Source organism: Leptotrichia hongkongensis (assembly GCF_007990635.1).
Taxonomy (GTDB): domain Bacteria; phylum Fusobacteriota; class Fusobacteriia; order Fusobacteriales; family Leptotrichiaceae; genus Leptotrichia; species Leptotrichia hongkongensis.
In genome coordinates this window covers 89,460-113,360 of the sequence record NZ_AP019846.1, presented here as the reverse complement: position 1 = coordinate 113,360, position 23,901 = coordinate 89,460, and the positions used below count along the sequence as shown (strand labels likewise).

Below are 23,901 nucleotides of genomic sequence, written 5' to 3'. Positions count from 1 at the left end.
TTTCATAAAATTATTCTTCACTTTCAAACCAAAAAAATCTTTTATATTTCAATTTCTTCCAACTCCCCACTCTTCACATCCCACTCTTCCATTTTCTCCATCTCTTCTTCTTCCAGCCTGTCGAGCTTTTCCTGCACTTCCATCAGTTTTTCCATATTGTTTTCTTTTCCTGCTTTTTCGTATTCTGCGTTCAAGTTTTCTCTCATTTCTGTGATTTTTTCCATTTCCTTTTCCAGTTTTTCAATATCACGTTTCAATTTTGCGATTTTTCTTGACTGTTCCTTCTGCTCCTGATATGAAAGCTTTTTCTCTTCCTTCGTTTCGAGGTTTGTTCCTTGAGAAGCTGATTTTGCTGTTTTTAAGCTTTCTTTGTAGTCTTCGTAATTTCCTTTGAATTTTGTAAGTCCGTTTTCGTCAAGGCAGTAAATTGTGTTGCAGATTGTGTCTAAAAAGTGTCGGTTGTGGGAAACGACTAGCATTGTTCCGTCAAAATCCTCCAAAGCATCCTCCAGCACTTCGATGGAATAAACATCCAGATGGTTAGTTGGCTCATCCAGAATCAGAAAGTTGGCTTTTTCCATGTAAAGTTTCAAAAATGCCACACGGACTCTTTCCCCACCACTTAGCATACTGATTTTTTTCTGCACATCGTCACCTGAAAACAAAAATCCGCCTGCGAGTGTTCGCAAATATTCTTCTGTTAAATCAAGTGAATTGTTTATTTCCTGTAAAATTGTGCTTTCCTGTGAAAATTCCTGATGATTCTGATCATAATATCCGATTTTTAACCTTGTTCCAAACTCAATTTCCCCTGTATCCTTCGGCAACTTATCCAAAAGTATTTTTAGAAGTGTAGATTTTCCAATCCCATTTTTTCCAATAATCCCAACTCTTTCTCCACGGAAAAGCTCAAAATTTATATTATTCAAAACTTTTTTTCCGTCAAAGCTTTTAGATAAGTTTCTAACTTTCAGCACATTTTCCCCACTCATTTTAGCCGCTTCAAATTTTAGCCTCATTCTTTGCGGATTAAATACAGGATCTTCCATTCTCTCAATTCTATCCAGTATTTTTTGTCGTCCTTTCGCCTGCCTTGCCTTTATTCCAGCTCTAAATCTGTCAATGTATTCCTCCATTTTCTTAATTTTTTCCTGTTCCTTCTCATACCGCTTAATTTCCCCCTTCAAAATCATCTCTTTTTGAAGAATAAACGACGAAAAGTTTCCATCATACTTGTGTAATTTTTTATTTTCCAACTCAAAAATTTTTGTACAGACATTATCCAAAAATATTCTATCGTGAGAAACAAGCAAAAACGCCTTATTATACTTTTTCAAATAATCCTCAAGCCACTCAATCGAAATCAAGTCCAAATGGTTTGTTGGCTCGTCCAGAATCAGCAAGTCAGGTTCAGATAAAAGCAATTTTGCAAGTGAAACACGTGTTCTTTCCCCACCGCTCAAATCCTGCAATAACAAATTCTCGTATTCCCCAGTAAGTTCAAGCCCTGTAAGCACCTGCTTAATCTTGTATTCAATCTCATAACCATTTTTTGCCTCGTAAATAGAAGAAAGTTCAGCAGATTTGTTAATCAGCTTTTCCATTTCATCTTCGTTCGCTGTTCCTAAAAGCATATTAACTTTCTGAATCTCATCCCAGATTTTTCTCTCTTCCTCAAAAATAGTCATCATTTCCTCATAAATCGTATTTTTTTCATCTGAAAACTCTGTATTCTGTGACAAATACCCAATTTTTGTAGCCCCACTTTTCACAATTTCCCCAAACTCATTAAGATTATTCTCATTCCCATCAATCCGCTCTTCCCCCAAAAGCATCCTAATAATCGTAGACTTCCCAGCCCCATTTACCCCTACAAGCCCAATCTTATCTCTTTCTTCAATCGTAAAATTAACATCTCTCAAAATGTATGCCCCCGCAAATTGCTTATATACCTTGTTAAACTGAACTAAACTCATTAAAATTCCTTTCCTTTTCTTCGTTATTTATCAAATTATTTTTATTTAAATTTATTTTTAAATTATATCATTTTTGATATTTGTTTACAACGTTTGTGAAATTTTTGAAATCATATAAAATACAACAAAAAAAAAGACTCCATTCAATAAAGAACAAAGCCTTTTTTCATAAATTTTACTTCTCAATTCCCAAAACTTTGCAATTTCTCACAAATAAAAACGAAATATCCTCAATTATTATCTCAGATTTAGCAACAAAAATTCCAGTCATTTTATTCTATTTTTCTTAAAATTATTTTCTTGTTTTTCTACACTCTTTAACAAAGGGGTCTTAATTCCATGCTATCCCTCTCAATTTCTGCAATTTTTTACTCTTATAACTGGCTACAAACCAATTACAGTTCTTTCTTACTTTCATTAGATTTACCATTAACATTCTCTTCTTCACTTACATCATTCTCCTTTTCATCAGAATCTTCATTTTTTCCTTTATCAGAATGAATAACGTATCTTGAGCCTGAAAACATTATTTTTGAAAACATGCTTTTTATTCGGCTGCTTCCTCCAGGATACACAAATGTTTTTTCAAATGAATAAACCCTTGTTAATTCCAGCAATGAAAATAATCTCAAAATAAATCCTATAACAAAGGCAAATCTTATTGTGTAAAATTGTTCCCCAAAAATATAAATTACTCCGTTATTTATGAATTTTCCCAGCATCCCACCGAATAATCCTGCTGATATTGCTGAAAGTCCCGAAACCATAGCATAAGCTCCCACATAGGCATCAGCAGGCTCGCCTGAAACTTCCATCATAAGATTCAATAAACTTAATGTTATCGCTGTAAATCCTATTGCGTCAATTACTGCGGCTGCAAAAAGCATTGACATTTTATTGTCCTGAGTCATTGAAAAATAGGTAAGCACATAATATGTTGTAAAAAATATTCCCATTCTAAGCATTGTCTTGTTTCCGTATTTATCAGACAATTTTCCATAAACTAGATAAAGTACACTTGACAATATCGCTGTTAAAACTCCCATTTGGGAAATGAACATTGTATTTACACCGAGTATTTTTATCCTGTAATATTCTGTCATTGGCTTTAGAAATTCCCATGTAAACAGCCACACAGAAGCAAATTTTAAATAAACGACAAAATTTTTATTTTTAAATGCTGTTTTAATACTTACATTTTTTATATCCGTTCCCAAATCAGGAACATAATGAAGGCACATGAATATCGCTGAACCTATTGCCGAAAGTGACATTATCGTTGTCAATATAAGCATTGCAGTTTTTCTATCAGGCATTGATAAAACATATCCATAAATCAACGTGTAAACTACGGTAGAAAGAGATGAAAATAAATTACGCACTCCAAAATACTTCCCTCTTTCCTTTTTATTAATAATCTTTGTCATTACAGCCGTCCACACATTATTTGAAAAAGGTGCGACAAGCGCATAAATAAGCATTACGGCAAAATATACTTCCTGCTTTCTCACATCAAAAAAAAACAGCAAAAGGCATTACACATATAACCAACCTTGAAAGAGTAGCCGCTATTACCATTGTCCTTTTCCTACTTCCAAGCAAGATATTTACACGCTTAGTAAATATTTGAAGTAAATATCCCGCCGTTGGCAGCGATGACACAATTGATATAAAAAAAGAACTCATATTAAAATAAATCGCCAAGCTCAAAAGCACAAAACTCTGCATTCCTACTGTATATCCATTAAAGAACATAACCTCCAGTATCGCATATCTTTTCGTATTTTCTATTGAATGTCCCTTATCCATATTAACTCCTTCACTAAATATCCAAGTTTTTATACCAAAATTTAATAAAAATATTCAAAATTTTTTACATTACACTTTTTATGCCGCTCTAACAACCCCTCTTCCAATAAAGACCCCTGCAACTGACAGCACAACACTCAAAATCGCATATCCCAATGCAATCCAAGTATTCCCTTTCTCAATCAAGTTATATGTTTCCAACGAAAATGTAGAAAATGTCGTAAATCCTCCACAAATTCCTACTCTCCAGAATAAACTCCAATTCTGTGAAACCTGCTTCCCAGCCACCACCTCAACAACAACCCCAATCAAAATTGCTCCCAAAATATTCGTAACAAAAGTCTGCACGGGAAAACTCACTTTTAAAGGCACAATACTAATTAAATATCGAAGAATCGCCCCAATTCCCCCACCAATTCCAATCATCAAAAATTTCATTATTTACCATCCTTAATAATTAAAAATTTATCTAAAAAAAAATTAGGCTTTTGTGAGATACCTTTAAAAATAAAATAGTCCCTTTGCCTAATTTCATACTTATTTTTTACACTTTCTATTTTTTACCGCCAAAAAATTTTCCAACTAATCCCATTACATCATCCATTACATTTCCATCTTTATTTGCATCCAGCATATTTGTAACCATGCTCATAATACCACCTTCGCCTGTAAAGTTTGCTGCAAGATTTGAAGTTAAGTTACCAATTCCTTCCGCATCTAGATTATTTTCCTTTTTTTGCTGTCCTAATGCACCTAATACAAGTGGAGCCAATGTTTGTAAAATTTTCATGCTTCCTTGGTTATCTAGTCCACTTGATTGTGAAACAGCGTTTGCCACATTTTGTGTATTATTTCCAAACAAATGTCCTAAAATTCCTGCTCCATCCTTTAAATCAGGATTTTGTAAATAACTTCCAAGGTTATTTAATATTGAACCATCGTGCTGATTTAATGCGTTATTTAATCCTTCTGCTTTTTCACTGTTATTTGCATTTTTATTAACTGCTGCCAATATCGCAGGTAAAGCGGCCGCTACTCCATCTTTTACTTGCGTACTGTCCCCTCCTATCTGTTCTGTCAATTTTCCTAGATCCTGTCCCTGTAAAAGTCCAAATAATGCTTCTAAATTCATTTTACCTCCTAAATTCTATATTATAATTTATTCTCTTTTTTCGTATCTAAATCTTTTTCATATCAATAAAATCAAATAACATTAAAAGTTTGAACGAAATAATAATTTTTTATTTATAATCCAAGTTTATTTAGATTAATAAATATTTATTTTTTTTCTTTTAGATTTACTATTTTTTCAGAAGTTCCTTCATTTTTATTATTAAATTTCAGATTTTGAATACTTGTAACTGCATTTTCATTTTCTGATTCTCTAGCAAAAAATATGAATTCACCTGTAATCGAGTCTATTCTTATTCCATATATTATTCCATTTGTATATGATAATAAACTTGTTAATTCCTTTTCCCTCATACTTGCTAAGATTTTTGTATAAATTGCTCTAGCTTCAGTGTCATTAATTTTTTCATCAGAAACTTGTATAAGATTAACCACCATATTTTCAATTATTCCCAAGTTAGCTCCATCCACCTTGCTAACCTTCAGAAATATACTTGTTGCACTTATCCCGCTATAATCAAGTGCATAAATAGCATCTCCTCTAGAATGTATCTTGGCATAATAATAATTTTTGTTCTCATATACCAGTTTTTCAAAATTTCCTATACTTATCTTATTCTCTTTCGATTTTTTTGTAAAAGTTTCAATTATTTTCTCTATTGAATTATTCGAAAAAACATTTTCTTTTGTGGTTTTATTTTGTACATTATCGTGTTTCTTTTCTTTTTCTTTGCTCTCCTTTTTACTACAACCTATTATAAAAACAAATAAAAAAAGTAAAAATAACCCCAATTTTTTATTCAACATTTTTACTACCGCCTAATTTTTATTATATAAAAAATGTCTTTTTAAATACATTTGATACATTATACAATATAAATCTTAATTTTTCCATATTTTTTCACAAAAAAAGACTATCTATAACAAGTTAAAACTTATTTTAAATAGTCTAAATTTATCAAAAAATAAAATTACTATTATTTTTCAATTTTTGTATAAGGCATCAAAGCGATTTGTCTAGCTCTTTTAATTGCTTTAGCAATTTTTCTTTGAACTTTAGCTTCTAATCCTGTCACTCTCGCTGGAGAGATTTTACCTTTATCATTCATAAAGTTTTTCAATAGTTCAACATTTTTATAATTAATATCTTCTACTTTAAATTTAACTTTTGGTCTTCTTTTTCTTCTTTTAAATTCTGTAACTGGTTTAGCTCTCATTAATTTACACCTCCTAAAAACTTTTATAGTAAATTTCATTTTTAAAAAATATCTAAAATATTTTAATTTACAAAATTTACTTAGTTATTATTAAAATGGAAACTCTTCATCGTCATCCATATCATCGTTATCATTTTCAAATGAATTATTTTGTACTGGTTTGCTATTGCTGTTATTATTGTTAAAAGTCTGCTGTTGTTGGTATCCTCCACCATTACCTGAATTTTCAATAAATTCAAAACTATTTACAACAACTCTTGTCATTCTTCTTTTTTCACCGTTTTGCTCGTAACTGCTTACGTTTAATCTTCCTTGAACAAGAATTTTATTTCCTTTTCTAAAATATTCTGCAATAGTTTCTGCTGTTTTTTCCCAAACAGTACAATCAATAAATTCTGCTTCATCTTTTGTTTTTTGTACAGCTAATGTAAAATTGGCAAATGCTTTTCCTCCTGAAGTATATTTTAACTCAGGATCTCTTACCATTCTTCCCATCAGTATTACTACGTTCATAAATTTTCCCCCTATTTTAATATTTTTAACATTTAAAATAACAAAACCTCAAATTTTTATAAGTTTAACCCTCTTATAATAACGCTATTTTAAATTAGTCATTTTTAACAATCATGTATTTTAAAATTGATTCGTTAATGTTTAATTTTGATTCGATTTCAGTAAATTTAGTTCCATCTGCTTGGAATGTTGTTAAAACATAGTATCCGTTTTCTTTTTTCTTAATTGGGTAAGCTAATTTTCTATCTCCCCAAATTTCTGTCTTAACTTCAGTTGCTCCAGCAGCTGTTAATGTTTTTTCTACAAATTCAACTCCAGCTTGTTTTTCTTCATCTGTCAATTGTGTAGACAAAATAAACATAATTTCGTAATTTCTCATTTTCTTTCTCCTTTCCTATGGCTTTTTAGCCCTACTTCTGTAAATAGAGCAGGTCTTATTATTATACCAAAAAAGTCCAATAAAATCAAGTCATTTTCAAAAATATCGAATATATCTAAATAACTTTAATCATACTAGACTATTTTTATTAATAATTACTCTTCAAAAAATGGTGGTAATACAAAATCAATATCGTCTTCTTCTTTTTCATAATTATCTTCTTCTTGATAATCATTTTCTTCAAGATTTTCTTTAGTATCATTTTCTGTTTCTTCTTTTTCTTCAGATGGAGCAAATCTAATTGTATTTGAATTATCAGCTGTCAAAAATTCTTCTTCAAAGTCTGTTGCTACTAGTGATACACTTATTGTTCCTTCTAATTCAGGTTCCATAATATAACCCCACAACAAGTTAGCTTTGTCATGTCCAGCTTTTTCTGAAATTGTTTGAGCAACTTCTTGAATTTCTTGTAATCCAATATCCGGTCCTGCTGTAACGTTTATTAGAATTTTTCTTGCTCCTTCGATAGATTTTTCCAATAATGGACTGTTTAATGCTTGAGCTGTTGCACTCTTAGCTTTTTCATCGCCATTTGCTTCTCCAAATCCTAACATTGCAATTCCAGAATTTTGCATAATAGATTTTACATCTGCAAAATCCAAATTTACAATTCCTTGCTTTGTAATCAAGTCAGAAATACCTTTTATTCCCATTTTAAGAACTCCATTTGCTTCTTTAAAAGCATTCATTAATGAAATATTCATTCCAGGTATCTCAAACAATCTATCATTAGGAATAGCAATCAAAGTATCTACATTTTCTTGTAAATTATCAATACCTATTGCAGCGTTATTTTTCTTTAATGGTCCTTCAAATCCAAATGGTTTTGTTACAATAGCTACAGTTAAAATCCCCATCGCTTTTGCTACTTCAGCAATAATTGGAGAAGCTCCTGTTCCTGTTCCTCCACCCATTCCAGCTGTTATGAATAACATATCTGTGCCTTCTAGCACTTCTTTTATTTTTTCTTCAGATTCTTTTGCGGCAATTCTACCTTTTTCAGGATCTGCTCCAGCACCCATTCCTTTCCCTAAAAGTACTTTTATAGGTGCTTTTGATCTGTCTAAATCTTGCTGATCTGTATTTATTGCTATAAAATCAACAGTTGTTATATTACTCTCAATCATATCATTTATTGCATTTCCACCTGCTCCACCTACTCCTACTACTTTCAGTTTCGCTGCATTACTAAAGTTATCCATTTTTTCTTTGCTACTTATGATTATTATAACTTATTTAAAGTAGCTTCTCCTTTCCTTTTTTTTACGATTTCACAACAATATCTATAAATCTCAAATCCATAGAGATTACTGGACGTTCTTTTCTTAGTCTTTCGTATAATTTGTATGCATCATTGTATTTTTTTTCTGTAACTAATGTATCTGTTATTATTCTTACATTATTAGTAAGAAGTATTTCATAATTTTTTTCAGATTGTCTTATCTCTGAAATCATAGCATAAAAATCTTTATTTTGTATTTTAGAAAGTATCGTTTTTATCTCTTTCAAACTTTCGTCATTTGTGTAATTTATTACAGGGATATTTTTGGATGGTTCTTCTAAAATATCACCATATATATTTAAATCTTTATCTGCTAAAAATGTTTCATCTCCTTTTTTCACATATACATAAGGTTCTCTCTCTTCTAAAGTGACCACAATTTTGCTTGGAAAAAGTTTTTTTACTGATACTTTTTTTACTCTTACATCAGCTTTTATACGCTTTTCAATCTCATCAGTATTTAAATATACAATATTTTTGCCTTTCATCTGTTCAAGTTGAGTTACGATATCTTGTTTTAGTAATTTAGATTGACCTTCTACCAAAACTTCCTGAACTTTGAAGTAATCTGTATCAATAAATCTTTTACCAAAAAACATCATTCCTGCTAATAAACACAATAAAATCAATACATTAATCGACTTTTTCATATTAAAACTCCATTTTTTCTATTATTATACACTTTTTTTTGATTTTATTCAATATATTAACATAAATTTATTTTAATTTAATAGTAAAATTATTTATAATTAACTTTTTAAGACGATAATTTCTGTTTCTAATTTTACTCCAAATTTTTCAAAAACTACTTCCTTTACGTGTTCAATAACTGAAATTATATCATTAAATGTTGCATTTCCCAAGTTTGTAACAAAATTTGGATGTTTTGGAGAAATTTCCACATCTCCAACTCTATATCCCTTTAAACCAGCATCTGAAATTAGTTTTGCTGCAAATGTACCTTCTGGATTTTTAAATGTACTTCCTAAATTTGGTAAATCTAATGGATGTTTTGTTTTTCTTTGCTCCCTTTTGTCCTGTGAGGCAGCCTTATCAAATCCAAAACCAAATTTAAACAAGGCAGAGATTACAATCCATTTATTTTCTTTTATTTCAGTAGTTCTATATTTAAAGTTCAAGTCCGTTGTCTTAATTTTTACAATTTCTCCATCATTTTTGCAAACTTCCACTTCTTCAATGCAGTCAAAAATCTCTGTTCCATAAGCACCGCCATTCATATTTACAAGACCGCCTACAGATCCTGGAATACCAGTAATATTTTCTAGCCCTGAATAATTATTTTTTTCCATAAAATCTATCAAATCATCCAAGTCCAATCCAGCTTCCACTCTTACCAAATCATAGTCACCTTTTTTTTCTTCAATTACTATTTTTTTTAATCTTTTTAATGATAAAAAGTTTATATCTAAATTTCCATCATTAATAAGAGTGTTTGTTCCATTTCCTAAAAGAAAAATATTATTTCTAGTTTGTAAAACTTCCTTTAATTCATTTTTATCATCTATGAAAATAAGCTCTTTTGCAGTTCCGCCAACTTTCATATTTGAATATTCCTTCATCTTGGCATTTTTTATTATTTCCATTCTTATTTCATTCTCACTTTCTACGAATCTTTATATAAAAATTTCAGTTATTCTACAATATTAGTTATCCTAACCGTCGATCTCCATTTTTTTCAAGTCATCGGCAATCTCATGAGCCACTCTTGATACACTTCCAGCTCCCATAAATACATACGTATTTCCACTATTTCTGTCCTTTTTTATAATGCTTTCTATTTCTTCTTGAGTTTGCACTCTGACATTTCCTCCAATTTTTTCTGCAAGTAATTCTGAACTTACGCCATAAGTATTGTCTTCGCTTGCCGCATAAATTGGAAGTAAAATCAAATCATCGGCATCCTTTAATGAATTTACGAAATCATCGAAGAAAAATTTTGTACGGCTGTATCGGTGAGGCTGGAAAATTACAGTCACTTTGCCTTTTTCAGTATTATGTGCCGCATTAATTGTTACTTTTACTTCTGTTGGATGATGTGCATAATCATCAATTATTCTCAAATTATTGTCATAAATAACTTGGTATCTTCTGTTTGCACCTTTAAATTTAAAGATTCTCTCTTTTACTTTTTTCATATTACATTTAAACTCGTGAGCAAAGTAAATCACTGGAAGTGAGTTTGCAACATTATGATCTCCAGGAATGCTCAAGCTAAATGTTCCTAAATCTTCACCTTTTTTTATAACTTCAAAACTTGTTATTCCATCTTCTACTCTTATATTTTTAGCATAAATATCAGCTGTTTCATCTTTTATGCTATACCATACTACATTTTTATTTTTTATATTAAGACCAACTTTTTCAACTGTATCTTTACAAAGTATCGCTATTTTTTCTGTACTATCAATAAACTGTTCAAATGATTTCTTTATATTTTCAAAAGTCCCATGATGATCCAAGTGATCAGCTTCGATATTTGTTACAACAGAATATTTGGGTTTTATGTACAAAAATGAATTATCGCTTTCATCAGCTTCAGCAATAAAATATTCTGAATTACCAATCTGGCTGTTGCTGCTTATTTCTGGAATAATCCCTCCAACCACTATAAACGGATCCTTTTCCAAAAGTGCCACGCTCATCATTGAGCTTGTAGTAGTTTTTCCATGAGTTCCTGCTACAGCAATTCCATCAAATCTATTCATTATTTCAGCAAGCAATTCTCCCCTTTTGACTTTTTTTATATTATTATCTACAATATATTTATATTCAGGGTTTGTTTCCTTAATCGCTGTTGAATATACAAACAGATCTATTCCTTTATCTTTCACATTTTCTTCTACTTGTCCAATATAAACTTTTATTCCCATATCTTCCATATCTTGTGTTACAGACTTTCTTTCCAAATCTGAACCTGCCACATTAAATCCATCTGCTGCCAAAATTTTTGCAAGTCCACTCATCCCAATTCCGTTTATTCCGCTAAAATATACATTATTCACTTTTGTTAGCATAATTTCCTCCAAATTTTCTTTTCCTTAATTTATTTAATTCCCATTTCATTTACTATTATTTCTGCTGAATTACCTTTTTTCAATGTTTTTACATTTTCACTCATAAATTCCAGCATTGAGGCCTGACGCACTATTGATAATGTTTCGTCTATTGCTTTTTCTACTGTTTCATTTGTAAATATTTTTGCACCATTTACATATTCCAGTACATCTGCATTTTCTTTTTGTCCAACAAAATCGTATGGAATCAATACTGACGGTTTTTCAAGCTGAATAAGTTCAGAAATTGTAGAAGCTCCAGCACGGCAGATTACAATATCAGAAGCTGCCATCAGCTCTGGAACATTTTCAAAATATGGCTCAACTACTGCTGTTCCGAAATCTCTTATTCTATAAGTCGATGCTTCATAATTATCTTTTCCAGTTGCCCAGAACAATCGTATTCTTCCATCTTCTGTTATTGTTTTCCATTTTTTCACAATAGCTTCATTTATATTCTTAGCTCCAAGACTTCCACCTATAACAAGAATAACTCTTTCATCATCCTTTATTCCAAGTTTTTGTCTTTCTTCCTGCTTATTTTTCCCATAAAACTCTTCTCTTAACGGATTTCCAGTCACAACAAATTTACTTTTATATTTTTCCTTAATACTTTCAAGCGTATTTTCAAAAGCAATAAATACCTTCTTTGCACCTTTATAAAACCATTTATTAGCCTGACCCATTGTATGATTCTGTTCTTGCAGATAATACGGTATTCGTAGCACATTAGCTGCTATTAACACTGGTATTGTTATATAATTTCCAAATGCTATAATTTTTGTAGGTTTTTCTTTTTTTAGCAATTTTATTGCACTTATTGTTGCCATTATCATTTTAATTACTGATTTAACACTTCTTAATGGCAACACATCAAGTCCTATAAATCTAAAATTTTCATTTGGAACAATATCTTTTTCCATTCTATGCTTTGTTCCGATAAATAATGTATCTATACCTTTTTCTCTAACTTTTTTTGCGATTGACAAGGCTGGATAAATATGTCCACCTGTTCCTCCTGTAGTAAATACTACTTTTTCCATTGTTTTATTTTACCTCTCATTATATTTTTTTACATCATGTAATCAATTTCATTCAGTTCATCCAACTTGCTTCCCATTTCCTGCTTATATAAAGCTCTTATTATATTGTAGACGACTCCTAGCATCATCATTACAGCTATCATTGTACTTCCTCCATAACTCATCATTGGAAGCGGAATCCCTGTAGAAGGTATCAACTGGCTTGCAACTGCTACATTTCCAATTACTTGCGTTGCAATTATCATGAAAATTCCAGCTAAAAGATATTTTGCATATAAATCTTTTATTTTTTTCAAAGCAACTCCAATTATTACTAGTAAAGCAGCATACAACCCTAATAAAAATACTACTCCTAAAAATCCATTTTCTTCAGCATATCCTGAAAAAATATAATCCGTGTGTATTTCTGGAAGAAATCCGTACTTTTGCAATCCATTCCCATAGAACTTTCCAGTAAGCCTACCATTAGCTATGGCTATTAATGATTGTGATGTCTGAAATCCAATATTTTTTGAAGTGTGTGCCGCAATCCTGCTTGCCCTATATCCTACTTTCATCACACTAAACCATCCTGCAATTCCAGTCAATATCGCATAAAAGCCAATTACTGAAAATTTTATTTCTGAAACAAGTAAGTAGGTAAAACCAATTATAGCAATTTGAGCTGTATTACTAAATGATTTTTCAAAAAAGACAAGAATTATATATATTCCAGTAGTCATCATTAAAACTAAACTTGTTTCCCAAGGAAATTTTTTTATTTTATTTCGTGTTTTAAAATTATAAACAAGAGCCGAAAGTACAATAATCAGTATTAATTTTGCAAATTCTGAAGGCTGTATAACTACTCCCATTCCAAGGTCAATCCAACGTTTTGCTCCATTTACAGTTTTTCCTATTACTAGTACCATAACAAGCATAATAATTCCTGTTCCGTATAGATATTTTCCTATTTCCCTGTATTTTTTATAATTAAGATTGGCTGTGAAAATAAATCCTCCCCAACCTATAACTAGCCATATTGTTTGCCTTAACAAAAAATAAGATGCTTCTCCATATTCATTTTGCGCCTTTGGAAAACTAAGGCTTGCCATTGTTATAATACTCAATGCAGAAAGTATTAAAATTACTACTATAAATCCTGTTCCCAATATCTTTTTACTGTTCAATTTTTTCTCCTAAATTACATTTTCATAAAAACTAAATTATTTTCCTATAATTTTTTGTGTCAATTCCTTAAAAACTTTTCCTCTATGTTCAAAACTCTTAAATTGACAAAAGCTCGATGTTGCAGGTGAAAACAGTACTGTCTGATTTTGTGAGAAATCTATATTTTCCTTCAAGTAATTTAGTACATTTTCAACTGTTTCTAAATTTTTATAATTTTTATATCCAACCTTTTCCATATCATCAATTAAAATCTGAGCATTATCTCCAATTAAATAGACAAAGTCAACTTTCTCCTTAACTCTTTTAATCAAAGGCATATTGTCAATTTTCTTATCATCTCCACCAAGAATCATAATAATCGAATTATTAAATGAATCAATTGCTTTTAATGTTGATTCTACATTTGTTCCCTTAGAATCATTAATAAACGTTGTATTTCCTTTCACAAAAAAGTTTTCAAGCCTATGTTCAAGAGCGTTTGTTGATTTTAAAAATTCAGCTAATTTTTCATTTTTTACATTTAATATTTTTGCTGAACTTATCAAAAATAACATATTTTCCAAATTATGTCTACCTTTTAATGACAATTCTTCAGTTTTTAACAAAATTTCTGAAATTTCATCAATTTTTTCACCAAAATTCTGAATTTCATCAACCCGTTTACTCAAATCCTTCATTATACGAATATTATTTTCATAAACAAAAACTGTCCCTTTTGTTTCTTTACTCAAATATACTTTTTGAGCCTTTATTTTCTCATTTATCTCATTTCTTTCATACAGTTCTGCAAAAACTTCATCATCCAGATTAATCAATGCAAAGTCATCATCTGTCTGCTTATCAAAAATCGCAAACTTTGTAATATAATAATCTTCTACCGAATCATATCGTGTCAAATGATCTGGAGTTAAATTGATTATTCCAGCGATATTTGAATGAATTTGCGGATTATTTTCCAATTGGTAGCTGCTAAGCTCCAGCACAATATAATCCAGCTCTTCTTCATCAGCCACCAGTTTTGCAAATGAAAAACCTGCATTCCCGGCAAGTTTTGCACGAAACCCAGCAAAATTAAGTAATTCTGCCATTTTAGTAGATGTTGTAGTTTTTCCGTTTGTGCCAGTAAACGAAATAATTTTTATATTTTTATCCACATATTTATAAGCCAAATCAATTTCTGAAATAATCTTAACACCTTTTTCCTTGGCAACTTTCAAAAGTTCTGCCTTCCATGGAATCCCAGGACTTTTTACTATAAATTCAACTTTTTCCTCATTCAAAAGCCTTATTCCCTCTGTCGATGGCATTGCAACCTTATCATCTATCAAATACACTTCATATCCATTTTTTTCTAGCAATTCCTTAGCACCAAGCCCACTTAACCCAGCACCAAATACAATTCCCTTTTTATCCATGTGATTTTTTCCTCTCTTTAATTTATACAATTTCATAAATGTTAATTACTCCTAAGTATTTAACTAAACAGTTTTTCTATTTTACAAATGTTTATTAATAACTTTTTTATTATTTATATATTTTAATTTTTTTAACGTAAGGGCATCAAACGCCATGCCCTTACATCCCCGCTTAACGCAAAACTTTCTTATAAAAGAAAAATAGAACTCGCTTTTAAATACAGGCTATTTCAATATAAATAATTTTATTTAATTCAAAAGCTCAAACAGCTATTTTTCTTCCAACGAAATTTTGCTTGATAATATTCTGTTCTCCTTTGCATTGAAATAAAAAATAATATTTATTAACAATAATTTACTTTTGTAAAAAAATTACTTAGTTAAATACTCAAAGACAAAATTCAAATTAGTTTGCAGGGGAAAAATCCCCCGCTTTATTTATCTTAATTTCAAAATTACAAATGTTAATAGACATGTCATTATTGAAACAATCCAAAATCTTATTGTAACTTTTGTTTCAGGCAATCCTAGCAGTTCAAAGTGGTGATGTATTGGTGCCATTTTGAACACCCGTTTTCCAAAAGTTTTAAAGTGCCAGACTTGAATCATAACTGACAAGGCTTCCATAATAAATATAAATCCAGCAATCGGCAATAACAGCTCTTGCTTTATAAAAATAACAATAATTCCTAAAATTCCACCCAATGTTAAAGAACCTGTATCTCCCATAAATACTTGTGCTGGATAGAAATTATACCATAAGAAGCCGATTAAAGCTCCGATTACTGAGGCTAAATAAACTATCATTTCAGCTGCCTGCGGAACGTAATAAAGATTTAGGTATTTTGCATATTTTACATTTCCAGTTAAATACGTAATAATTAAAAGCGTAATACTTACTACAATTGTAGGTCCGCTCACAAGACCATCCAGTCCATCTGTCAAATTTACTGCATTTGAAGAACCAATTATTACAAATGCCACAAAAATAAAGAACAGGATTGGAGTTATATATAAATATGAATTTTTAATTAACGGATTTATTATTGAAAAATCGATAGTTTTACTTACAAGTCCGAATTTATATACGAATCCGAATGTTAATGCTGTGATTATTAGTTGTCCTAATATTTTTTTCTTCCCAGAAAGCCCTTTTTTGTGCTTTGTCAATTTTAAATAGTCATCATAAAATCCAATTGTTGTAAATAAAATTGTGATTACAAACAAAAACACAATGAATTTATTTGTAAAATTACCAGCGATAGCAGTTGCAAATAAAATTGCACCAATTATTAGAAGTCCTCCCATTGTAGGCGTTCCCGACTTGTCAAAATGTGATTTAGGCCCTTCTTCTCTTGCTGTATCTCCATATTTTTTCTTTTTAAGCCAAGCAATAAACGGTTTTCCTAAAATTAACATAAACAGAAACGCAATCATAAACGCCACAGACGCTCTTAACATTATTGATTTAAAAATACGTAAAACTCTCCAGTTATTGATAAATAACTCTTGCAGTAAATATAACATTCTTTATTATAGAGTTTTTTACCCAATAATCCATATTTAAACAAATTATACAGTAATAAAAAACTCTTCTCCTTTCTTTGTTTATAATATTTATTTTTCTATGATTTCTTCTAATCTCATTCCTCGTGATGCTTTTAACAGCACTGCCTTTTGTTCAGAAATCTGTCTTATTTTTTCTTTTATTTCTTCTTTTTCATCAAAATGTCCAAATTCCTTGTTTTTTAAATTTTCATTGTCCACATTTTCCTTTATTTTTTCGAATAGGCTTTTCATCCTTTCTCCAAATAAATAAAGTTTGTCAAATTTTGTAGTTTTTATTGTATTAAAAAGGTTACTATGAAGTTCCAGTTCATTTTCTCCTAGTTCCAGCATATCTCCTAGAACCATTATTTTCAGTCTGTCGTTATATATTTGGGAAAATGTTTCAAGTGATTTCTCCATAGACATTGGACTTGCATTATAGGCATCGTTAATATATGTTGTATCGCCGTTTTCAATTATTTGAAACCGCATTCCAGTCAAGCCAATATTTTTCACAGCTTCACTGATTATTTTATCTTCCATTCCGAATTGTTTAGCTACAGCAATTGCCATAACTAAGTTTAATACATTATGTTCTCCTAGAACATTCGTCTTATAATTTCTCTCAACCGTACTTTGACAAATTTTTCCAAAATATTTCAGAAAAAAATCAGTTCCGCCTTCGTTAAAATGAACGTCTCCATAATAAAAATCAGACGTCTTCTCCCTAAACTCATTACTTCCTAGATTCAAAGCCTTTACAACTTCAATATTTTCAGCTTTTACATTTTTTAAATAATCATCATCTCCATTGATTACAAGTGTATTTTTAATATACGGAATAATTTCCGTTTTTGCCAAAAATACATTTTCCTTCGTTTTTAAAAATTCCAGATGTGATTCTCCAATGTTGGTAATTACATTAATATCAGGCAATGCAATCTGCCCAAGAAGATCAATTTCTCCAAAACCGCTCATTCCCATTTCTAGAATAATAAATTTGTCATCTTCTTCAGCACGCAACAAAGTGAAGGGCAATCCAATATGATTATTGTAATTCCCTTCAGTCTTTTTTCCTTTATATTTTTGTGAAAGCAAATGGTAAATCATGTCCTTTACAGTGGTTTTTCCATTACTTCCTGTAATTCCAATTACTTTTATATCTAAATTTTTTCGCCATTCTCTAGCAAAATTTTGTAAAAATTCAACACTGTCATTTACAAGAAATGCACGATTAGCATATTTTTCATCTATTTTTAAAGTTTTACTGTCGTAAACAGCAAAAGCACCTTTTTCCAATGCTTCATTAACAAAATTGTTCCCACCTCTAATGGCAACAAAAATATCATTTTTATCAAGTTCTTTCGAGTTAATCGAAATATTATTTATCTCAAAATCTGATATTTCTACTTTATTAAAGAAACTTTGAAACACTTCAGCTTTATTCATAAAATTTCTCCAGATTCCTATCTAATTTAATACTTTTTTCACAATTATTCGCATTATAAAATTATATCATTTGAAGAGCATTTTTTCAATATATTTTTATTTTTTTTTCAAATTTTTCTAAAAGAATTTATCTTATATCCGAACCTATTTAAAAATGAATTATATAAAAAAAACATCTGATATTTTCGCAACCTTTACATTCTATTCATTTTTACTTCTTGAATACCACAAAATTAAACTCAAAATATTTCCTATTCCCCTATGTAATTCTATATTTCTTCTAAAACCGTATTTATCCCTTATTTTCAATACTATTATATTTCCATTTTTAATAAAAAGCAACCTCTATTTCAAAAAGATATATATTTTAAGCTATAATAACTATTCCTTATTCTATAATGAGTATATAGAAAAAATAGTACAATATATGCTATAATAACAAAACAAAATCTCCTAGCAAGAGAAGCAATTTATAAAAGAACTATTTAAAAGCAAAATAGAAATTATAAATTTTTAGAAAAATTCTGCTATATTAGAATACAAGCCAGATTATATAAATAATATACAAAATATAATTCAAAAACAACAAATGAAAATACCTATAAAATAAAGAAAGGAAATCAACTATGAATAAGTTTTTAAATTATTATTATTATTTACTTTTATAGCTGCTATTGGTCTATTTTATAAAAATCATTTAAAAAAAGTAAGAATAAATGTGTCGGATTGTCCAAATAATCACTATATGGCAAATAGAAAAGAATATTATGAAAAAAATTATAAGATTTTTAAAGAAAGGCAAATAAAATTTTATATAGATGACAAAAACGGAAAAATGCGAGAAATTGCTAATCAAGATGAATTTTTTACTTCATTAAGAGAAGCTACAGATTATGCTTATGAAATAGTTGGAAAAAAATGGTTTTATACAAAAAGAAAATTATTTGGGATAGCATTTGGAATTGATAAGGAAGCAAAAACAAAATATATTTCAGTACCAGAAAAAGAAAAGAAAAATATATTAAAAAATATAGACAAGTATCCTGAAAAGAATATAGAAAATAGATGTGTGCTAGTAGAAGTGCTGAAAGGCAATTATTAAAAATACTAGAATAAGAATGAAAAACAACTTTGGATTTTAAATATTTTTAAAAACAAAAAATGAAGCATTAAAATTAAAAAAGGAGATATTAAAATGTCAGAATATACAACAATATGGGAAGCAGTAAGATTTGGAACATTAAAGGACGTTATAGAAATATTCAAAAAAGGAGATGAAAAAATTGGAGATGCATCAGGAGATAGTATATTATTTCATGCATTAGCAAATAATGATAGTACTGCACGTTATGAAATTGCTAATTTTTTAATAAATAAAGGGGCAGATGTTAAAATAGTAAGAGAAGACGGGATGAGTTTGTTCTTTCCATTATTTTATCATGGACGACGAGATATAATAAAAATGACAATATTGTGTAAAACATTATTGGAAAAAGGTGCAGATATAACAACAATATATAAGAAAGAGAAAACGGTTTCATTCAAAGGATTATTTAATATCGGTACTCCTGAAATAGAAATGTTACCGTTATACCAACTGATATTTTCTCAACCAGGACTTCCTCTTTTAGTAAAAGATAAATGGGGATTAACAGTAATTGAATTTGCAAGAAGGTTTAATAGACCAATAGCAGTGAAAATGATGGAAGATTATGTAAAGAAATATAATTTGAAAGAAGAAAATTAGAATTTTTAGATAACTATTGTTGCAAAAATCAATGGTTATTTTTTTAGAATCAAGCTGTTTTTATTAAAATACGAGAAATTAATTTTTACCGAATATCTTTATTTAAAATAATTTCATACTATTTCCTATTTAAATAACGAATTTATTACAAACTTTTTCAATAAAGGATATAAACCTAATATTTTCAAGTAATTTAAGATATGATTTTCATTTTTTAAATAGAACTTAGTGTAAACTAATCCGTCGGAGCATTTTTCTGTGCTGGCAAAACTGTCTGAGCATAGCGAGTTTTTTGTCAGTGCAGAAAAATGTCGTAGACTAGCCATAGGTTGTAGGATTTGCAGCAATGAGCAATCCTACGAAAATAAAAAAGAAAAAACATAGTAATATGAAAAAATATTTATTAATAAAATGTCCAAAAAATAATAAAAAATAATTTAGTTGAATGATTACGAATTAATTATTAAACAATTCTATTATAAAAATTTATTCTTATTTTCAAAAGGGATTTAGTATTAATAATTAAATTTAATTAAAGGATATTTTAATAGCTACATAGATTATACAATAGCATAGCCCTATAAAAAAATGACTTTAATCTCATAAATTTTTTGATTTCTACTATTTAAACGGAAAATAGTATAAAAATAAAGTTATAAACAAAAAAGACTAGACTCAGAATTTACTATTCCAAGCAAGTCTTTTTTCTATTTCATTTTAAACTAATAGTATCTAATTTTCAAATTCTATTTTACTGTTTACTCAAATAAATTCTTCCCTTTATCATTTATAAAAAGATTATTTTATTTTCAACTTCCTATACCTATTCACCGCCCCACAAAATTCCTGTTTTCTAGGCAATGCCAAATTTCCTGGATGCCCTGTGTACGAAGAAATTGAATCAAGCCCGTCCTTTTCAATCTTTTCATAAATCCTGTCAGCCGTTTGCGAAAGTGTCAGTTTTTCATCCAGCACTTTATTTTTAAAATAGTCAATCATTACAGCAATGCAGTTTGTCTGGCTGTCATCCACAAGCTGCTCCAGCCCTGAAATGTCGATTAATTCCTTTCCATACAGAATGCTGCATTTCCCTTTGGCTTTTGTTTTATCGAGTTTTCCAGATTGTGAAAAACTTTTTTTGAGTGGAATTCGCTGTGTAATTCCTTGAAATTTATCATTTGAAGAAAATTCTCGCTTGTTTTCATCCAAATTTGCAATCTCTTTTGCTTTTTCTGTTACATCTTTTAGCACATATTCATCCATCATTATAACGTGATTTGCCACATCAAAATAATCTCCAGAGCCGCCGACAATCAATATCGTAGAAACTCCAAAATTGTCATAAAGTTCCTTTACCCTGTCAATAAACGGTGTTATCGGCTCTTTTTCCTTTGCCACAAGTTTTTGCATTCTTCCGTCACGAATCATAAAATTTGTAGCCGAAGTGTCCTCATCTATTAGAAGCAAAGAAGTCCCATATTCCAGTGCTTCAGCCACATTTGCCGCCTGCGACGTGCTTCCGCTCGCATTTTCAGTTGAAAAAGCCCTTGTATCCTTATTTTGTGGCAAGTTATTGATAAATCCGCTTATATTCACCTTTTCCACATTTCTTCCATCTTCCGCACATATTTTTACCGCATCCGATTCAGAAATTATAAATTCACGCCCATCTTGAGCAATATGGTTGTAAACTCCTCTTTCAAGTGCCGCAAGCAACGTGGATTTACCGTGATAACCTCCACCCACAATTAGCGTAATTCCTTTTGGAATCCCCATTCCGCTTATTTCTTTCCCACTTGGAAGCTTTAATGTAATCTCAAATTTTTCTGGACTTTTAAACTTAACTGCATTTTTCATAGGTCTATCCGAAACTCCACTTTCACGTGGAAGCACAGAATCATTAGCCACAAATGCAACAAGCCCTTTTTCCTTCAACATTTTTCTCGCATATTCCTGATCCAGCACTAGAATTACCTGCTCATTTAACGCTTTTTTATTCAAATTATCATAAATAATGGATTTTTCGACAATTTCAGGCAACTGTTCAAAAATAATTTTCTGTGCGGCTTTTCCCATTATCTGTCTGCCTCTCGCAGGCATCCCCATTTCAAACCTCACTTCAACTTTATCTCCCTTTATCATAACCGAAGTTCTTTCCAAGATTTCCTGTCCACACCTGTCAATAAAAATTCTTCCACTTCCCCCAGTTCCTGTACTGTCATTCCCACTTTTCTGAATTTCCCTGTAAAAATTTCTCGTAAGAAAATCCGAAACTGCAATATTCTTATCCTTCGTATCTGTCAGCTGACAAGGAATCCCGCAAATTTTCCTATCCATTACAACTCTCATTTTTGAAGGCGGAGCATAAGGATCCGACTGCACATGATCAATCGCAAGAATATATTTTTCAAACCTATATTCCCCTTTAAGCGACTTATACAGCGAATAACTTTTTCCATCCATTGAAAATAATATTTTTTCTAATTCTTTATAATTTTTCATTTCTGTAAACTCTCCTTTACTAGCCATATATCTTTCTATTCTCATTTTAACACACTTCTCTTTTATTTCCCAAATTCTTTTTTACTTTAATATAAAAACCCCCATAGATATATTTACCTATGAGGTTAAAGATTCTGATAAAATTTAACAATCTTTATTTAATTTAACTAAACCTATCTTCGTCTAGGTTTTAACGCATTCTTTCCATGATACAATATTGTAAATAATAGCGGACTCCAGGCATTTTTATGAATTTTTACAGGTTTATTCTCTGCAAGTCTTCGGATTTGCTGCTCATAATAGCTTAGCCCTATAAGACCTCCTAATTTTTTATCCAATCCTCTAAACCCAGTTGTTAATCTTTCTAAGGAAACTGATGATATATGCCCTTCTTTGATTTCATTAGGCAAATTTGGATATATTACTATGGGTCTTGCAATTCCTATCATGGATATTTTTTCTTTTTCGATAGCTTTTTGCATAGTTTCTACCTTTTTAAATCCTCCTGTAACTACGATAGGCGTATCTATTAACGACAATACTTTTTTAGCATAATCTATAAAAAATACCTTTTCATTATCCCCTCTTTCAGAAAGCATTTTAGAATTTTCATAATTTCCACCTGATATTTCTATAAGATCTACTCCTATTTCGGACATTTTTTTTATAACAATAATAGACTCCTCTTCTGTAAATCCATTGTTACTAAAATCTGATGAATTTATTTTTAATCCTATCGGAAATTCTTTTCCTACTTTTTCTCTCATTTCATTATATACATCAACTAAAAATCTCATTCTATTTTCTATGCTTCCGCCATATTCATCGTTTCTCACATTATCTGCAGATGATAAAAACTGGCTTATTAAATATCCGTGTGCTCCATGTATTTGAACTCCTGTAAAACCTGATTTTTTAGCAATTTCCGCTGCTTTTCCAAAACGTTTTATCAAATTTTTTATTTCATCTTTTGTAAGTTCCCTTGGCTTTACAAATCCACTTTTCAAATCTCCTTGAATTTCTATAGCGCTTGGTGCAACAGATTCTTTTGCTACACTTTTAGGAGCCTGTTTTCCTGGATGGTTTATCTGCATCCATATATGTGTATTATTTTCTTTCCCTGCTTCTGCCGATTTTTTAAGCATTTCCATGTCTCTTTCGTCTTCTATTACTACATTTCCTGGCTCGCCTAAAGCCTGTCTATCTATCATAACATTTCCCGTTATCAGAAGTCCTGTCCCTCCGTTTGCCCATTTTCTATATAAATTCACATGCAACTCATTTGGAGAATTAGTTTTAGAATTTGCCATTCCCTCGCTCATTGCAGATTTTAAAAAACGATTTTTTATAACTGCTCCATTTTTTAATTTTAACGGAGTAAATAATATTTGATTTTCCATATTTATCCTTTCACTTATTATATTTCACTATACAAGTTTAACATATTTATTTCTATTTTGAGAAACTTTTAGTTATTAAAAGTATCTTTTGACACTTTTGGTACAAAAAAGTTGCATTTTAGTATTTTTCATTGTAAAATTCCTTATAGCATAAAAAATTTAAAACTATTACAAATTATCAATTTA

22 protein-coding genes are annotated in these 23,901 nt (G+C 30.1%); 2 read left to right on the top strand and 20 right to left on the bottom strand.

What is annotated here, in order from left to right; all coding sequences use genetic code 11:
- Positions 1–41: 41 nt before the first annotated feature.
- The 18 genes from FVE75_RS00525 to FVE75_RS00440 form a co-directional block, all read right to left on the bottom strand.
- Positions 42–1,976, bottom strand: a complete 1,935-nt coding sequence (locus FVE75_RS00525; protein ID WP_147004742.1) for an ABC-F family ATP-binding cassette domain-containing protein — start codon at positions 1,974–1,976, stop codon at positions 42–44.
- A 395-nt stretch (positions 1,977–2,371) separates the two neighbouring features.
- Positions 2,372–3,457 carry an MFS transporter gene (locus tag FVE75_RS00515; protein ID WP_232052565.1) on the bottom strand — a complete coding sequence of 362 codons (1,086 nt, stop codon included), beginning with the start codon at positions 3,455–3,457 and terminating at the stop codon, positions 2,372–2,374.
- Positions 3,458–3,488: 31 nt separating this feature from the next.
- A complete protein-coding gene (locus FVE75_RS11130; protein ID WP_232052564.1) occupies positions 3,489–3,785 on the bottom strand; it encodes a hypothetical protein in 297 nt (98 codons plus the stop codon).
- Positions 3,786–3,863: 78 nt separating this feature from the next.
- Complete coding sequence (crcB, locus tag FVE75_RS00510; protein WP_147004741.1) at positions 3,864–4,223, bottom strand: fluoride efflux transporter CrcB; 360 nt, start codon at positions 4,221–4,223, stop codon at positions 3,864–3,866.
- A gap of 115 nt (positions 4,224–4,338) precedes the next feature.
- A complete protein-coding gene (locus tag FVE75_RS00505; protein ID WP_147004740.1) occupies positions 4,339–4,917 on the bottom strand; it encodes a DUF937 domain-containing protein in 579 nt (192 codons plus the stop codon).
- A 146-nt stretch (positions 4,918–5,063) separates the two neighbouring features.
- Positions 5,064–5,723 carry a lipoprotein gene (locus FVE75_RS00500; RefSeq protein ID WP_147004739.1) on the bottom strand — a complete coding sequence of 220 codons (660 nt, stop codon included), beginning with the start codon at positions 5,721–5,723 and terminating at the stop codon, positions 5,064–5,066.
- A gap of 170 nt (positions 5,724–5,893) precedes the next feature.
- On the bottom strand, positions 5,894–6,133 hold the full coding sequence (gene rpsR / locus FVE75_RS00495; protein WP_006806119.1) for a 30S ribosomal protein S18: 240 nt from the start codon (positions 6,131–6,133) through the stop codon (positions 5,894–5,896).
- Between the two features lie 90 nt (positions 6,134–6,223).
- Positions 6,224–6,646, bottom strand: coding sequence for a single-stranded DNA-binding protein (locus FVE75_RS00490; RefSeq protein WP_147004738.1), 423 nt, complete (start codon positions 6,644–6,646; stop codon positions 6,224–6,226).
- A gap of 94 nt (positions 6,647–6,740) precedes the next feature.
- A complete protein-coding gene (gene rpsF / locus FVE75_RS00485) occupies positions 6,741–7,025 on the bottom strand; it encodes a 30S ribosomal protein S6 (protein ID WP_021744601.1) in 285 nt (94 codons plus the stop codon).
- Positions 7,026–7,180: 155 nt separating this feature from the next.
- On the bottom strand, positions 7,181–8,287 hold the full coding sequence (ftsZ, locus tag FVE75_RS00480; protein WP_147004737.1) for a cell division protein FtsZ: 1,107 nt from the start codon (positions 8,285–8,287) through the stop codon (positions 7,181–7,183).
- A 61-nt stretch (positions 8,288–8,348) separates the two neighbouring features.
- Positions 8,349–9,017 (bottom strand): cell division protein FtsQ/DivIB, encoded by a 669-nt coding sequence (locus FVE75_RS00475; protein ID WP_147004736.1) that lies wholly within the window; start codon positions 9,015–9,017, stop codon positions 8,349–8,351.
- A gap of 99 nt (positions 9,018–9,116) precedes the next feature.
- Positions 9,117–9,971, bottom strand: a complete 855-nt coding sequence (gene murB, locus FVE75_RS00470; protein WP_147004735.1) for a UDP-N-acetylmuramate dehydrogenase — start codon at positions 9,969–9,971, stop codon at positions 9,117–9,119.
- A gap of 69 nt (positions 9,972–10,040) precedes the next feature.
- Positions 10,041–11,402: a UDP-N-acetylmuramate--L-alanine ligase gene (gene murC, locus FVE75_RS00465; protein ID WP_147004734.1), complete on the bottom strand. Its 1,362-nt coding sequence runs from the start codon at positions 11,400–11,402 to the stop codon at positions 10,041–10,043.
- A 29-nt stretch (positions 11,403–11,431) separates the two neighbouring features.
- Positions 11,432–12,484: an undecaprenyldiphospho-muramoylpentapeptide beta-N-acetylglucosaminyltransferase gene (murG, locus tag FVE75_RS00460; protein ID WP_147004733.1), complete on the bottom strand. Its 1,053-nt coding sequence runs from the start codon at positions 12,482–12,484 to the stop codon at positions 11,432–11,434.
- A gap of 29 nt (positions 12,485–12,513) precedes the next feature.
- A complete protein-coding gene (locus FVE75_RS00455) occupies positions 12,514–13,653 on the bottom strand; it encodes an FtsW/RodA/SpoVE family cell cycle protein (RefSeq protein WP_147004732.1) in 1,140 nt (379 codons plus the stop codon).
- A gap of 36 nt (positions 13,654–13,689) precedes the next feature.
- Positions 13,690–15,069 (bottom strand): UDP-N-acetylmuramoyl-L-alanine--D-glutamate ligase, encoded by a 1,380-nt coding sequence (gene murD / locus FVE75_RS00450; RefSeq protein ID WP_147006421.1) that lies wholly within the window; start codon positions 15,067–15,069, stop codon positions 13,690–13,692.
- A gap of 438 nt (positions 15,070–15,507) precedes the next feature.
- On the bottom strand, positions 15,508–16,596 hold the full coding sequence (gene mraY / locus FVE75_RS00445) for a phospho-N-acetylmuramoyl-pentapeptide-transferase (RefSeq protein ID WP_021744609.1): 1,089 nt from the start codon (positions 16,594–16,596) through the stop codon (positions 15,508–15,510).
- A gap of 90 nt (positions 16,597–16,686) precedes the next feature.
- Positions 16,687–18,066, bottom strand: coding sequence for a UDP-N-acetylmuramoyl-tripeptide--D-alanyl-D-alanine ligase (locus FVE75_RS00440; RefSeq protein WP_147004731.1), 1,380 nt, complete (start codon positions 18,064–18,066; stop codon positions 16,687–16,689).
- Between the two features lie 745 nt (positions 18,067–18,811).
- On the opposite strand from FVE75_RS00440, the gene FVE75_RS00435 reads away from it, so the two are divergent.
- Together FVE75_RS00435 and FVE75_RS00430 are read left to right on the top strand one after the other, a co-directional pair.
- Positions 18,812–19,168 carry a phage head-tail adapter protein gene (locus tag FVE75_RS00435; RefSeq protein ID WP_232052563.1) on the top strand — a complete coding sequence of 119 codons (357 nt, stop codon included), beginning with the start codon at positions 18,812–18,814 and terminating at the stop codon, positions 19,166–19,168.
- A 93-nt stretch (positions 19,169–19,261) separates the two neighbouring features.
- Positions 19,262–19,813, top strand: a complete 552-nt coding sequence (locus FVE75_RS00430; RefSeq protein WP_147004729.1) for an ankyrin repeat domain-containing protein — start codon at positions 19,262–19,264, stop codon at positions 19,811–19,813.
- A 798-nt stretch (positions 19,814–20,611) separates the two neighbouring features.
- Here FVE75_RS00430 and FVE75_RS00425 read toward each other — a convergent pair.
- Both FVE75_RS00425 and FVE75_RS00420 read right to left on the bottom strand, forming a co-directional pair.
- Positions 20,612–22,360, bottom strand: coding sequence for an ABC-ATPase domain-containing protein (locus FVE75_RS00425; RefSeq protein WP_232052562.1), 1,749 nt, complete (start codon positions 22,358–22,360; stop codon positions 20,612–20,614).
- 128 nt (positions 22,361–22,488) lie between these two features.
- Positions 22,489–23,715 carry an NADH:flavin oxidoreductase/NADH oxidase family protein gene (locus FVE75_RS00420; protein ID WP_147004728.1) on the bottom strand — a complete coding sequence of 409 codons (1,227 nt, stop codon included), beginning with the start codon at positions 23,713–23,715 and terminating at the stop codon, positions 22,489–22,491.
- Positions 23,716–23,901: the final 186 nt, after the last annotated feature.